This window comes from Nonomuraea sp. B208, assembly GCF_057536035.1.
The window spans coordinates 601606-615495 of record NZ_BAAJOU010000028.1 but is presented as its reverse complement, the minus strand read 5'-3'; the positions used below and the strand labels follow the sequence as shown (position 1 = coordinate 615495).

At 74.8% G+C, this 13890-nt stretch carries 13 protein-coding genes; 6 read left to right on the top strand and 7 right to left on the bottom strand.

Annotated elements, in window-relative coordinates; genetic code table 11:
- Positions 1 to 50: 50 nt before the first annotated feature.
- Positions 51 to 245 (bottom strand): CsbD family protein, encoded by a 195-nt coding sequence (locus tag AC27IY_RS39135; RefSeq protein WP_344218328.1) that lies wholly within the window; start codon positions 243 to 245, stop codon positions 51 to 53.
- A gap of 84 nt (positions 246 to 329) precedes the next feature.
- A complete protein-coding gene (locus AC27IY_RS39130; RefSeq protein WP_423450572.1) occupies positions 330 to 791 on the bottom strand; it encodes a MarR family winged helix-turn-helix transcriptional regulator in 462 nt (153 codons plus the stop codon).
- Positions 792 to 848: 57 nt separating this feature from the next.
- On the opposite strand from AC27IY_RS39130, the gene AC27IY_RS39125 reads away from it, so the two are divergent.
- A complete protein-coding gene (locus tag AC27IY_RS39125; protein WP_487181086.1) occupies positions 849 to 1634 on the top strand; it encodes an alpha/beta fold hydrolase in 786 nt (261 codons plus the stop codon).
- On the opposite strand, the gene AC27IY_RS39120 is transcribed toward AC27IY_RS39125, so the two are convergent.
- The 5 genes from AC27IY_RS39120 to AC27IY_RS39100 form a co-directional block, all read right to left on the bottom strand.
- The gene (locus AC27IY_RS39120; protein ID WP_487181085.1) at positions 1589 to 3898 is read right to left on the bottom strand and encodes a glycoside hydrolase family 95 protein; all 2310 of its coding nucleotides are present in this window, start codon (positions 3896 to 3898) and stop codon (positions 1589 to 1591) included. The two genes, AC27IY_RS39125 and AC27IY_RS39120, sit on opposite strands and share 46 nt — an antisense overlap.
- 90 nt (positions 3899 to 3988) lie before the next feature.
- A complete protein-coding gene (locus AC27IY_RS39115) occupies positions 3989 to 5167 on the bottom strand; it encodes a Cmx/CmrA family chloramphenicol efflux MFS transporter (protein ID WP_487181084.1) in 1179 nt (392 codons plus the stop codon).
- Positions 5168 to 5411: 244 nt separating this feature from the next.
- Positions 5412 to 6302: a hypothetical protein gene (locus tag AC27IY_RS39110; protein WP_487181083.1), complete on the bottom strand. Its 891-nt coding sequence runs from the start codon at positions 6300 to 6302 to the stop codon at positions 5412 to 5414.
- 10 nt (positions 6303 to 6312) lie between these two features.
- Positions 6313 to 10074: a protein kinase domain-containing protein gene (locus AC27IY_RS39105; RefSeq protein WP_487181082.1), complete on the bottom strand. Its 3762-nt coding sequence runs from the start codon at positions 10072 to 10074 to the stop codon at positions 6313 to 6315.
- 48 nt (positions 10075 to 10122) lie between these two features.
- Positions 10123 to 10302, bottom strand: a complete 180-nt coding sequence (locus AC27IY_RS39100) for a hypothetical protein (protein ID WP_344218338.1) — start codon at positions 10300 to 10302, stop codon at positions 10123 to 10125.
- Between the two features lie 123 nt (positions 10303 to 10425).
- Between AC27IY_RS39100 and AC27IY_RS39095 the strand changes: the two genes are divergently transcribed.
- From AC27IY_RS39095 to AC27IY_RS39075, 5 genes are all read left to right on the top strand, one after another.
- Positions 10426 to 10875, top strand: coding sequence for a MarR family winged helix-turn-helix transcriptional regulator (locus tag AC27IY_RS39095; RefSeq protein ID WP_344218340.1), 450 nt, complete (start codon positions 10426 to 10428; stop codon positions 10873 to 10875).
- The gene (locus AC27IY_RS39090; RefSeq protein WP_423450578.1) at positions 10872 to 11597 is read left to right on the top strand and encodes a helix-turn-helix transcriptional regulator; all 726 of its coding nucleotides are present in this window, start codon (positions 10872 to 10874) and stop codon (positions 11595 to 11597) included. Before AC27IY_RS39095 ends, AC27IY_RS39090 begins: the two co-directional genes overlap by 4 nt.
- A gap of 79 nt (positions 11598 to 11676) precedes the next feature.
- Positions 11677 to 12234: a hypothetical protein gene (locus AC27IY_RS39085; RefSeq protein ID WP_423450579.1), complete on the top strand. Its 558-nt coding sequence runs from the start codon at positions 11677 to 11679 to the stop codon at positions 12232 to 12234.
- An 81-nt stretch (positions 12235 to 12315) separates the two neighbouring features.
- Positions 12316 to 12795, top strand: a complete 480-nt coding sequence (locus AC27IY_RS39080) for a DUF4396 domain-containing protein (protein ID WP_487181081.1) — start codon at positions 12316 to 12318, stop codon at positions 12793 to 12795.
- A gap of 90 nt (positions 12796 to 12885) precedes the next feature.
- On the top strand, positions 12886 to 13869 hold the full coding sequence (locus AC27IY_RS39075) for a C40 family peptidase (protein ID WP_487181080.1): 984 nt from the start codon (positions 12886 to 12888) through the stop codon (positions 13867 to 13869).
- Positions 13870 to 13890: the final 21 nt, after the last annotated feature.

Below are 13890 nucleotides of genomic sequence, written 5' to 3'. Positions count from 1 at the left end.
GCAGCGGACGGGGCGGGCCCGTCACAGCGGGCCCGCCCCGACGGGCGTCACTACTTCTTGAACGCGTCCTTGACCTTCTTGCCGGCGTCCTTGACCTTCTCGCCCGCCTGCTTGAGGCCGCCCTCGGTCTGGTCGGCACGGCCCTCGGCGCGCAGCTCCTCGTCGCCGGTGGCGTCCCCCAGGTTCTCCTTGGCCCGGCCCTTGAGCTCCTGGGCCTTGTTCGAGATCTTGTCCTCGGTGCTCATATGTGCCTCCCTGGTCGTGCTGGGCTGTCGTTCTCAGCGAGCACTTCCTCTTTCCCGGCAGCGCGACGGGAAACCCCGCGCCGCTCAGTCCACGTCCACGTCGTCGAGGAGGCGGAGCAGGCGGGAGAGCACGCGGAGGCAGGCCGCGATGTCGGCGTCGGACAGGTCGCCGCCGATCCGGCCGAGCACCGCCCGTTCCCGGGCGAGGACGGCGTCGATGGCGGCCCGCCCCTCCTCGGTGAGCCGGACGAGGGACGACTTCCGGTGCGCCGGGTTGGGGACGAACGCCACCAGGCCGCGCGCCGCCGCGTCGTTGGCCGTGCGCTGCACGAACTGCCGGCTCAGCGCCTGCTCCCGCCCCATCTGCGGCACGGTCATGGGGCCGTGCTCGCGCAGCAGGTGGAGCACGGCGCGGACACCGACCGACAGGCCCTCGATGGGCGCGTCCTGCTCGACCTTGCGCTGGGCCCGCCGGTACAGCGGCCCGACCAGGTCGAAGACCTCGGTCAGCCGGTCGGTGGGCCGTACGGGATCTGTTCCGGTCACCACTCCATCATGACACCTAGGTTGTCATCCTGGCGAGAAAATGACACCTTGGTTGTCATGAACGACCTCTTCTGGCTCGACACCGGAGGCTCGGTCCCGCCGCTCGTCCTGCTGCACGGCGGCTTCCTCGACCACGGCATGTGGGCCGGCCAGATCCCGTACTTCGCCGGGCGGCACCGGGTGATCGCGGCCGACGCCCGCGGTCACGGCCGCTCGGCCGGCGCCACGGGCCCGTACCGGCTCGCCGACGACCTCGCCGGGCTGCTGCGCCACTTGGACACCGGTCCCGCGGTCCTGGCCGGCGTCTCGATGGGGGCGAGCGTCGCCGTGGACGCCGCCCTGGAGCACCCGGACCTGGTCCGGGCCGTGGTGGTCAGCGGCGCCGGCACCTCCGAGCCGTACTTCACCGACCCCTGGACCGTCCGGGCCATGTCCTCCTGGCACGCGGCGATGGCGGCCGGCGACCTGGAGGGCTCGATCGACGGGTTCATGGCCTTCGCGGCGGGCCCGCACCGCGCGGAGGCGGACCTCGATCCGCGGGTCACGGCCCGGCTGCGCGCCATGGCCAGGACCACCATGAGCAAGCACGCCCCGGGCGAGCCGGTGCACCTCGTCCCGGTCCGGGACACCTGGGAGCGCCTTCCCGAGATCGGCGTCCCGGTCCTCGCCGTGCACGGCGCGCTCGACTCCCCCGACCACCTCGCGATGGCCGCGCGCCTGGCCGCCGAGGTCCCCGACGGCCGGGAGGCCACGGTCGAGGGCGCCGCGCACTATCCCAACCTGGAACGCCCCGGCGTCTACAACGAGATCGTCGGCGCGTTCCTGGACGACGTGATCGTGTAGGCCGTGCCGGCGCGGGCGGTCCAGGTCAGCGTGTCGCCGTCGCGGCGCGCGCCGGCCTCGTGGCCCCGCTCGTCGTGGACGCGGCAGCCGCCGGCGACGAAGGAGGAGCGGACCGTGATCGGGCCGGTCCTCCCCTTGCGTACGGTCACGGAGCCGGCGGCGCCGTTCCGCCAGACGACGTCCACGGTGACGTCGCCCCGGGCGCGCAGGCCGCGTACCGAGCCGTCCTTCCAGGCCGAGGGCAGGGCGGGCAGCACGTGGACCACGTCGTGATGGCTCTGCACCAGCATCTCGGCGATGCCGGAGGCGGCGCCGAAGTTGCCGTCGATCTGGAACGGCGGGTGGGTGTCCCACAGGTTGTCCAGGGTGCTGCCCTTGAGCTGCTCGGCGAGCATCCTGTGGGCGTGGTCGCCGTCCAGCAGCCGCGCCCAGAAGTTGATCTTCCAGGCCTTGGACCAGCCGGTGCCGCCGTCGCCGCGCGCGGCCAGCGACACCTTGGCCGCCTCCGCCTCCGGCGTGCCGGGCCGGATCCGGTCGCCGGGGTGGAGGGCGTACAGGTGGGAGACGTGCCGGTGGGTGTCGTCCCGCGCGTCCCGGTCGCTCTTCCACTCCTGGAGCTGGCCCCACGAGCCGACGCGCAGGCCGTGGTCCAGCCGGGCCAGCGCCGCGCCCGCCTCGGCCTGGAGGTCGGCGTCCACGCCGAGCGTCCGCGCCGCGGCCACGGCGTTGGCCAGCACCTCCCTGACGATCTGCTGCGACATCGCCGCGCCCGCCGAGAAGTCGCCGTGCTCGGGCGAGTAGCTGGGGCTGACGACAAGCGTGCCGTCGCGCGGGTCGGTGTGCAGGAAGTCCAGCCAGAACTCCGCCGCGCCCTTGAGCACCGGGTACGCGGTCTCGCGCAGGTACGTCTCGTCGCCGGTGAAGCGGTAGGTGTCGTACAGGTGCTGGGTGAGCCAGGCGGCGGCCTCGGGGAACCAGAAGGCGGTGGGCCAGTCGTGCACGCCGGTGAAGCCGAACGGGGTGGTCTCGTCGCCCACGACCCAGCCGCGGGCGCCGTACATGTCCCTCGCGGTCCTGCGGCCCGGCTCGACCAGGGCCGCGACGTAGCGGATGTACGGCTTCGCGGTCTCGTGCAGGTTGGTCTGCTCGGCGAGCCAGTAGTTCATCTGCAGGTTGATGTTGACGTGGTAGTCGGCCGACCAGGGCGGTGCCGTGGAGGTGTTCCAGACGCCCTGGAGGTTGGCCGGGAGCAGGTCGTTCTCCCGGGAGGAGGCGATGAGCAGGTAGCGGCCGTAGGCGAAGAACAGCGACTCCAGCGCGCGGTCGGCGGCCGAGGCGCCGCCGGTGTAGCTCGCGCGCAGCCGGTCCGTGGGGACCCCGGCCGGGGCGGCGCCGCCGAGGTCGAGCGCCACCCGGTCGAAAAGCTCGCGGTGGTCGGCGACGTGCGCCCGCCTGAGCTCGTCGTAGGGCGTGGCCGCGGCGGCGTCCACGGCGGCGGTGACCCTCGCATGCGGATCCTCGCCCCGGTAGGCCGGGTAGGTGTCGGCGTAGTCGGTGCCGGCCGACAGCACGAGCACGGCGCTGTCGGCGCCGGTGACGGTGATCCGGTCCCCCGCGTCCGTACGGGTGCCGCCCTGCGCGATCACCTGCACCTGCGCCTCGAAGACCATCCCGTTGTCGCTCAGCCGGCCCCGGACGGTGAGCCGGCCGCCGGCGGCGGTGACCGTCTTGTCCTCGTGCGGCGAGGTGTGGCGCAGCGTGAAGGAGACCGTGCCGGGCCGGTCGGCGGACAGGCGGCCGACGATGACGCCGCCGGGGTTGCTGGCGAAGTACTCGCGCGAGTGGCGGACGCCGCCCGCGCTGTAGGCGACGCGGGCGACGGCCTCGCGCAGGCTCAGCTCGCGCCGGTAGCCCTCCGGCGTCGCGGGCGCGCCGGGGAGATCGAGGAACAGGTCCCCGAACGTCTGGTACGCGCCGTAGCCGGACCTGGCCTGGCCCAGCACGGCGGCCACCGCCTCGGGCGCCATGCTGCCGTCGCGGTCGATCTGCCGCCTGACCTCGGCGATCGCGCCGGGGCGCGGGCTGGTCCAGTTGCCGAAGTCGTAGCCGGGAGAGCCGGGGCCGCCGGTCCAGAGGGTCTTCTCGTTGAACTGGAGCCGCTCGCCGGCCACGCCGCCGAACACCGTCGCGCCCAGGGGGCCGTTGCCGATGGGCAGGGCCTGGGTCTCCCAGTCGGTGGCGGGCTCGTCGTACCACAGGGTCAAGTCATCGGGTGTATCGGCGGGCGGTAAACCGGCGGGAAGCATGAGAGCGATGATAAGCGGCCCCCCGCCGTGCGGGCGAGGGGCCTTCCGCTAGGCCCGGAGGTCGGATGACTGGTCGTGTGCGCTCGCGAAGAGGGTCCGGCGGGCCAGGATTCCGATGAGCAGGGCCGCCGCCACCAGGACGACGGCGGCCCACGCGGGCGAACGGTGGCCGAGGCCGGCGGCGAGGGCCAGGCCGCCCAGGGCGGGCCCCACGGCGGCGCCCACGTTGAGCGCGGCCGTGGCGAACGAGCCGCCGAGCGACGGCGCGCCGGACGCCGCGTACAACGCCCGCGCGATGAGGGCCGAGCCGACGGCGAACGCGAGCGCCCCCTGGACGAAGGCGAGCAGGACGGCGGCGACCGGGCTGCCGGCCGTGGCGGCGAGCAGCGCCCACCCGGCGAGCAGCGCGATCCCGCCCCCGGCGAGCAGCGGCGCCGGCCGCGTGTCCGACAGCCGGCCCGCGACGCTCACCCCCGCGAACGAGCCGAGCCCGAACAGCGCCAGGACCGCCGGCACCCATCCCGCCGCCAGCCCGGCGACCTCCGTCACCAGCGGGGCGAGGTAGGTGAAGACGCAGAAGGTGGCGGCGTTCACGAGCGCGGCCAGGACGAGCACCACGACCACGCGCGCCTCCCTCAACACCCGCACCTCCCCCCTGGCACTCCGCGGCGCGCCCTCTTCCGAGGTCGCGGGGATCCTGCGGAGGACGGCGTACAGGGCCGGGAGGCAGGCGAGGGCCACCGCCCAGAAGGCCGCGCGCCAGCCGAACGCCTGCCCGAGCACCGCCCCTCCCGGCACCCCCGCAACGCAGGCCAGCGTGACGCCGCCGAGCAGGACCGACGTGGCCCGTCCCTTGGCGTTCTGCGGCACCATGGCGACGGCCGCCGCCAGCCCCACCGCGAGGAACCCGGCGTTGGCGACCGCGGCCAGGACCCGCGTCACCAGCAGCACGCCGAAGTCGTCGGTGACCGCGCCGACGACGTGCACGAGCACGAACACCATCAGGAACGCGGTCAGCGCCCGCCGGCGCGGCCAGCGCAGGCCGGCGACCGCCATCAGCGGCGCCCCGACGATCATCCCGGCGGCGAAGGCCGACGTCAGCGCCCCAGCGGCGGAGACGGAGACGCCGAGGTCGCGGGCGAGGTCCGGGACGAGGCCGGACAACATGAATTCCGAGGTCCCCTGCGCGAACACGGCCAGCGCGAGGACATAAAGGGCCAAAGGCATGAGTTGCGACTCCACAGCCACGTCGAAGAACGACCCCGGCAGATGGGCACGGGGTTCCGGTCCGTACGACGGCGATCCGGTGGCTGGGGGAAGGCGCAGCCTGCTGACGGCCCGGGCGGCGAAGAGCGGACGCGGGCACGACGGCATGCTGCGGGGCGCCACCGGATGACCGGTGGCTAGAGTCTTGACGCCTCAGGGCCGGACGACATGATCCACACCCTACCGGCTTCGCCCGGCCCGGGACTCAGGGGTAGTCCTGGGTCGCGTGCGAGGAGCCGTAACCGCCGGAGGCGGCGAAGGACGCCCGCCACTGCCCGTTGCTGCGCGGCGTGATGACCGTGAACCTGCCGGAGGGGTTGCCGGTGCTGTGGTCGGTGACCGAGACGCCGCCCTTGGACACGGTCACGGCGAGGTCGTCGAGCCGGGTGCGGCCGTTCTTGGTGCGCAGGACGCCGGAGTGCTTGAGCCGGTCGTTCGGATAGGGGCGGATCGTGTACTTGACGATCTCGGTCGCGGGGAGCGAGCGCGTGAGGAACGTAGGGCTGCGCGACCCCATGAACGCCGGGCCGCCGTCCAGCTCGGCCCGCCAGTCGCCGTCCTCCTCCGGGGCCGTGGCGAGCGCGCCGAACGTGCCGTCGTCGCCCGTCAGGGTCTGGGTGACGAGGTGCCGGCCGCAGGTGTCCGCGCCGTGGAAGCCGATGGTGACGATCTGCCCGGCGAGCGGCGCCCAGTCGCCGCCGCTCTCGATCTCCACCCTCCCCCGGAGGACCAGCGGCTCCCCGGCCTCCGCCTCATGCGGCCGCAGCTCGAACGAGGCGAAGCGGGTGCGTGCCTTCGTACCCTCACGCTCGACCCGGAACTCCCTCACCACCGACGCGGTGTCGTCCGTGACCTGCACCCGCCAGAGGCCGGCCGGCGCGTCCGGTGGGAAGGCGTACGTGGCCCGCCAGTCGCACGGCGGCGGCGCGGCGGTCAGGTCGAGCTTCACCGGCGGCCCGTCCGGCGGGACGAGCAGCCCCCACGCCTCGGGCGCGGCGAAGGCGACGACGAACGTCACCTCCACGGGCTCGGCGCCCACCACGACGGGGTGGCGGGTGATCTCGATGGACCCACTGCGGACACACGGCATCGTCATGCTCCTCGGCTCAGCACACCTTCCGGTACGGCGTCCACGGGATCAGCCGCCGCCACGCGGCCGACGGGAGCGTGCCGCCGGCGCGGGCGCACACCTCCCGTACGAGGGCGCCGGGGTCGAGCGGGTGGACCGCCAGCCGGCCGTCGGCGCCCACGCTGTGCAGGGCCCGGCCGTCCCGGCTGACGGCCAGCGCCAGCACCGCGCCCTCGTGCCGGGGCACCGGCAGGCCCAGCGGGACGCCGTGCGCCAGGTCCCACAGCCACACCTTGCCGTACGCGCCGGCGGCGGCCAGCGTGCGGCCGTCCGGGGAGAAGGCGAGGGCGTCGATCTGCTCGCCCTCCTCCGCGCCGACCGGCAGCCGCCGTGGCTGGCCGGCTCCGTCCCACAAGATCACGCCCTCGGTGGTGGTGCCGGTCGCGAGGACCTTGCCGTCCGGGCTGTAGGCGATGGCCCGTACGCCGTCGGCGGCGGCGAACGGCGTTTCGGCGGTCCGGCCGGTGCGCAGGTCGAGCAGGGCGTTGTCCCGCCCGTTGACGGCCAGCGCGCCGCCGTCGGGGCGGAAGGCCATCCGGGAACCGCCGGTGTGCGGGAGTACGCCGGTCCTGCGGCCGGTCGCCACGTCCCGTTTCTCGGCGCGGGCGCGTCCGCGGGCGGCCGACTGCGGCGAGACCACCAGCGTGCGGCCGTCGGGGGCGAAGACCAGCCCCTCGACCTCGTCGGCGCCCGCGATCGGGACGGCGCGCGGCCTCGCCGGGCCGCCGGTGTCCCAGAGGGTGACCGTGGCGGGGTAGGACGTGCCCACCGCCAGCGTGCGGCCGTCCGGCGCGAAGGCGAGGGCGACCGGGGAGCCGCCGGCCGCCGGGACGAGGCGCGCGACGCGGCGGCGGGCGGCGACGTCCCAGAGCTCGGCCGCGCCCGCGCGCCAGACGGCCACGGTGGCGGCGCCGGGCGCGAACGTGGCCGCCCCGGCCGACGGCACCAGCGGCGGGGGCGCGGCGACGTCCAGCACGACGGCCCTTCCACCGGGGCCGAGGGCGACGAGCGTCCGGTCGCCGGGGCCGAAGACGAGCTCGGCGGGCGGCTGCGCGAGCGGCCACACGAGCAGCGGGTCGTCCCTGCCCGCCGCCCAGAGCGCGAGCGCGGCCCCGTCGTAGGTCGCCAGCCGCCGCCCGTCCCCACTGAAGACCAGAACCCGCGCCCGCACAGGCAACCCCCCGCGCCAAACGGGCCCGTCAGGGGCGGTTGTGGCGGTTGGGGCGGCGGGCACGGCGGAGATGGTGAGGGCGGAGGCGGTGGAGACGCCGGGGGCGCTGGGGGCGGTGGAGGCGGTGGGGGGCAGGGTGGTCAGGTGGATGGTGGTGTTGCCGGCCGCGGCCAGGGTGTTCTGGCTGAGGGCGACCGCGCGGCCCGGGGCAATGGCGAGGCGGCGTTCCCGGTCCCACAGCTCGTAGCGGCCTCGGGAGACGGGCACGGCCAGGTGCCGGCCGTCCGGGGCGAAGGCGACGCCCAGGGCCTCGGGGACGTCCAGTGGGAGCGGCCGGCCGCCGCCAGCCGCAAGCTCCCACACCCGTGCCCGTCCCTCGGGGGTGACGGCGGCGAGCAGGCGGCCGCCGGGGCCGAAGCCGAGCCATTCCGCGCCGCCCGCGATCTCACCCAGCAGCCGGGCGGTCGCGACGTCCCAGGTCCTGATGGAACGGGCGTCCGCGGCGGCCAGCAGGGCCCCGTCGCCGCTCAGGGCGAGGGCGTGCGCCGGCCCGCCGATCCCGCGTACGGTGACCGCCGCGACGCCGGACGAGGCCGGTGTCGTGACGGGCAGACGCCAGAGGGTGGCGGTGTCCCCGTCGGCCAGGGCCAGGGTGCGGCCGTCGGCGCTGAGGGCGTAGCGAGCCGCGCCGCTCACCCGCACCGGCGGCGTGAACGTCCGCAGCTCGCGCTGGGCGAGCGAGCTGTGCAGCGCCGCCACCGCCTGCGGGACCGCCGCCACCCGCCAGGCCGCCACGCTGAGCAGCATCGCCGTGGCCGGGTCGTCGCTTCGGCTCGACGCGGCGAGCTGGGCGATCCGGAGGGCGGCGGCCTCGTCCCGCTGCCTGGAGCCGGCCCGGTCCTGGGCGACGGCGACGGCGGTGACGGCGAGGACCAGCGCCACGAGCGCGGCCATGACGCCCGCCGTCCGCCTGCGCCGCCGCGCCCGGCTGCGGGTGCGGGCGGCCGACTCCTCCAGGAACGCGTGCTCCAGCGAGTTCGGCCGGAGCAGCCCGCCGCCGCTCTCGGCCCAGGCCAGGGCGTCGCGCAGGGCCGTACCCCGGTACAGGTCGTCGGACTCGCGGCCGTGGTCGTCCCACAGGCGGGCCGCCGCGCCGAGCGGGCCGTGCACCGCCAGGCCCGGCCGGTCGGCCTCGATCCAGCCGCGCAGCCGGGGCCAGGCGCGCAGCAGGCCGGCGGCGGCCAGGGTCACGGCGTCGTCGCGGCGTACCAGCAGGCCCTCGCCGGCGAAGCCGTCCAGCACGCGGGCCACCGCCTGCGGGTCGGTGGCGGGGTCGGACAGCTCGTGCACGTACGCGGTCCGCAGCGCGCCGTCGGCCCCGTCGGCCCCGTCGCCCGGGAGGACGAGGCGGAGCAGGACGCGCGGCACGACCTCCCTGTCCTCGGGGCCCAGCTCGTTGTAGACCCGCTCGGCCAGCTCGGCGGGCGAGGGCTCGACGGCCGCCGCCGGGCGGAGCAGCCCGGCGGCGGCCCTGCTCCCCTGCCGGAGCAGCCGGTCCGTGTCGTCCCGCCGATCACGCGGATCGGGCGGGGGTGGTCCGGAGGGCTGGGGCGTGAACTCCTGCGGGAGGCTCGCGTCGCCGTCCTGACTTCCGGGCGGTCCGGGGCGGGCGAGGAGTTCGGGGTGGGTGAGGACCTCCGGCTTGGCGAGGCCGTCCGGGGTCAGCAGGGTCTCCGGGAGCAGCCGTTTCGGGGCCCAGCCGCCCACCAGGCGGAGCAGCAGCGTCGCGGCGTCCGGCCGGGCGTCGGCGTACAGCGACATCGCCGCCTCCACCAGCTCCCGCAGTCCCGGCGGCGGCACGACGGAGAAGTCCGGCCGATGGTTCAGCACCCGGTAGCGCACCAGGGTCACGTCGCCGCCGCTGTCGCCGGCGAACGGTGAGCGCCCGCTGGCCGCGTACAGCAGCACCGCTCCCCATGCCCACACGTCCACGCCGGTCCCGCCGCGCTGGCCGGCCAGGCGTTCCGGGGCCATGTACGCGGGAGTCCCGGCGGCGGCGCGGCCCTCGTTCGTGAGTGTCATGCCTTCGGCGTGGGCGATGCCGAAGTCGATCAGTCGTGGGCCGTCGGGCCCGAGCAGCACGTTGTCCGGTTTGAGGTCGCGGTGCACGATGCCCGCCCGGTGGATGCCGGTGAGCGCGGTGGCCATGCCGACCGCCAGCCGGTGCAGCGAGTCGTCGTCGAGCGGCCCGCCGGTCTCGACCGCCCGCCGCAGGTCGGGGCCGTCGACGTACTCGCTGACGATGTACGGCGGCCGCGCGTCGAGGTCGGCCTCCAGGACGCGCGCCGTGCAGAACGACGCCGCCCGCCGCGCCGCCACGACCTCCTTGGCGAAGCGGGAGCGCATGTCCCCCTGGTCGAGGTACTCCTCACGGAGCGCCTTGATCGCGACCCGGCGCCCGGCGCGGTCGTACCCCTCGTAGACAACCCCCTGCCCGCCCGCTCCGAGACGTCTGACCAGCCAGTAGTCCCCGAGCTGTCGCGGGTCTCCCGGGAGAAGGAGCCCCATGTCCCCTGCAGAGACCGCGAGGGGCCCCGGTGATACCGGAGGGTGTCGTCACGAGTAGAAGTGCATGACGACCGCCAGGCCGACGAAGTGCATGAGCACCACGGACACGATGAGGGCGATGAAGACGAACTTGGCCGGGCCGTGCTCGAAGTGCTTGCCCTCCTTCAGCGGCGGCAGCTTGGCCTGGCGCTCGGCGATGCGCTCCTCAAGCGGCTTGCGGTGAAACACGGCGGTCCTTCCCGGCGGTTGGTTTGCGTACTCACGTTTGGCAGGCTAATAGTTGGTACACAAAGAAAGCTACCAGAGGCCGGCGGAGGTCCCCATATGGAGGACGCGACAGATGTGAAGGACGTGACAGAGATCACGGACCCGCTGGCGCTGGAACGGCAGGTGTGCTTCGCCCTCAGCATCGCCTCGCGCAGTGTGATCGGCCTCTACCGGCCGCTGCTGCAGCCCATGGGCCTCACCCACCCGCAGTATCTCGCGATGCTCGCCCTCTGGCAGCACGAGCCGCTGTCGGTGAAGGAGCTCGGCGAGCTGCTCCAGCTCGACCCGGGAACGATGTCGCCGCTGCTGAAGCGCCTGGAGGCCCTGGGCTACGTGCGCCGCGAGCGCAACAGCAGGGACGAGCGCGCCCTGTCGGTCACCCTCACGCCCGAGGGCAGGGCGCTTCGGGCGGAGGCGGAGAAGATCCCGCCCGCCATCGTCTCCCGCCTCGGCATGGGCCTCGACGAGCTGCAGGACCTGCACCAGGCGCTGACCCGCCTCACGGCCGCCGCCCGGCGCCACCCGCCGGCATGAACGACGGCGTCTCGCTGGAGCGGCTGACCCGCCGCCTGGAGGAGGTCGTGGGCGAGCTGCGCGGCCTCCCCGTGGACGTCGAGCGGGTGGACGACGACGCCGTCGTACGGGCCCGGATCCTCCAGGCCGCCCGCGCCGCCCGCGCGCTGCGCGCCATGCACCCGGTGGGCTCGAAGGACACGGGCCGGCAGGAGCAGCGCAGCCGGCGCGACGTGCTCGACGTCCTGGAGGGCGGCGTGTCGATGCGGACGATCGTGCACGCGAGCGTGCTCGACGACCCGCTCAAGGCGGCCCGGATCCGGCAGCTCCACGCGGCAGGCGACCTGCACCGGGTGGTGGACGAGCCGATCCAGCAGGTGCTGATCTTCGACCGGGCGGTGGCGTTCGTCCGGCTCACCCCCGTCGCGGAGGCCCCCGGCGCGCTGGTGATCCGGCAGCAGAGCCTCATCGCCGCGCTCGTCGACCTGTTCGAGCTGACCTGGGCCAAGGGGCGGGAGGTCACCGAGCCGGCGCACCGGCTGACCGCGCGCGAACGCGAGGTGCTGGCGCTGATCGCCGAAGGACGCTCCAACGGCGCGGTCGCGCGGGCGCTGTCGATCACCGAGGCGGCCGTCGGCAAGCACGTGGCCAGCCTGTTCGCCAAGCTGGAGATCCCGGCGGGCGCCGACGACAACCGGCGGGTGCTGGCGGTGCTCGCCTATCTCCGGGGCGCCGTTCAATAGGGGTGGCCCTACCTCGACCTCGCCCTGTCCCCCGTGTGGGCGGGGCGTGCGGGGCCGTTCAATGGGCGGCATGCAAAGGATGACTGGATTGCTCATCGGCGCCGTCTTCGGCGCCGTTTTCGTCGTCGTGAACGCGCACGAGCCGCTGAACGGCGTGGTGGCGACGTTCCTCAGAGTGGCGGCCTGCCTGGCCGCCGTCGCGGTCGCCGCGATGTGGTTCAGCGCCGCGCGTGGGCAGCGGACCGGCGAGGGTGGCAGCGGGGGGCCGATGTTCGGCCGCGGCTATCTGGCGGTGGTGGCGGCCGAGGCGCTGCTGCTGTTCGGCGGGCTGCGGGTGCTCGCCGCGTGGGAACGTCCCGTACAGGCCAACGTGGCGTGGATCGCCGTGGTGGTGGGCGTGCACTTCGTGGCGCTGGCGCCGATCTGGCGGACCTGGGACATCGCCGTTCCGGGGGCGCTGCTGACCGTGCTCGGGGTCGCGGGCCTGGTCATGACCGGGACGGCGGCGATCGCGTGGGTGCCGTTCGTCAGCGGCGTGCTGTCGGGGGTGACGCTGCTCGCGGGGGCGGTCACCGCCGGGTGGCGCACGCTGGCCTCGGCGGCCTCGGCGGCCTCGGCGGCCAGGACGGCCGCCTGACCGCCGCCCGCGACCTCCGCCGGAGACACCCGTATACCCCCTCCCCCTATAATTCCTGACGCCACCCCCTCAAGGAGCGTCATGGAACACGGCGATCATCATCACCCGGCCCCCGGGCCTCCCGCTGCCACCTGGGCCGCGGCGGCGCAGGCGACCCTGCACTGCCTGACCGGCTGCGCCATCGGCGAGGTGCTCGGCATGGTCATCGGCACCTGGCGCGGTCTGTCCGGCCTGGCCACGGTCGTGCTGTCCGTGGCGCTCGCCTTCCTCTTCGGCTACGCGCTCACCATGCGCGGCGTGCTGCGGGCCGGCGTCGACCTTCGCACCGCGCTGAAGGTCGCGCTGGCCGCCGACACCGTCTCCATCGCGGTGATGGAGGTCCTCGACAACGCGGTCATGCTGCTCGTGCCGGGCGCGATGAACGCGGGCCTGGACAGCGGCCTGTTCTGGGCGGCGCTGGCGGGCTCGCTGGTGACCGCCTTCGTGCTGACCACGCCCGTGAACAAGTGGCTGATCGGGCGCGGCAAGGGGCACGCGGTCGTCCACCAATACCACCACTGACTCCTCCGGCTCCTCGTTGAACGCGCCCGCCGCCGCGGGCGTACCTCCCTATGGGCCGCCCACCGGACAGGGAGACCACGAGGAGGCTGAGTGGCCGTGCCAACAAGGCTCGCGCGCGCGGCGGCGGTCGCGGCGGCGCTGGCCGTCGCCGGGGCGGCCGTCCACCCCGGCGCCGCGCTCGCCGAGCCGACCCCCGCCCAGGCCAGGGCGAAGCTGGTGAAGCTCAACGAGCAGGCGGACCAGCTCGTCGAGCAGTACAACCAGGCGAACGAGACCTACCGCAAGGCCCGCGCGAAGTACGCGGCGCTCGACGCCGAGATCGGCCGCAAGGACGCCGCTGCCGCCGCCCTGCGCCGCGACCTCATGGCGGCCGTGGTCAGCGACTACCAGATCGGCTCCGTGGACGGCTGGGCCAGGCTGGTGGGGCAGGGCAGCCCGGAGGCGCTGCTCGGCGGCGTGGCCTCGCTCGACGAGATCGCGCGGGCGCGGGCGGCGAAGCTGCGCGCGTACGAGGCCGCCGACGCGGACCTGCGCAGGCGGCACGCCCAGGCCAAGATTGTCCTGGCGGAGGCGGAGGAGGCCCGCGACCAGGTACGCGGCCGGCGCGACAAGGTGGACGAGATGGTCGATGAGCAGACCAAGCTGCTGCGCCGGCTGGGCACCTTCCGCACCGGCGACCCGGCGAGCCGCGGCATCCCGTACACGGGCCCGGCCTCCGGCAGCGCCCGCGCGGCGCTCCGCTTCGCCTTCGCCCAGGTCGGCAAGCCCTACCGGTACGGCGGCACGGGGCCGGGCTCCTACGACTGCTCCGGCCTCGTCCAGGCCGCGTGGCGGGCGGCCGGGGTCACGCTGCCGCGTACGACGTACACGCAGTGGAGCTGGGGCGCCTCCCGCCGTGTCCCCCTGACCGCCCTCCAGCCCGGCGACCTGCTGTTCAGCAAGGGCCTCGGCCACATGGGGATGTACGCGGGCAACGGCAAGATGGTGCACGCCCCGCAGACCGGCGACGTCGTCAAGGTGGTCGACCTCGACGCCTACTGGCGAGGCCGCCTCGCCGGCGCCGTCCGCCCCTGACCGGCGCCCGCCCTTCGCTGG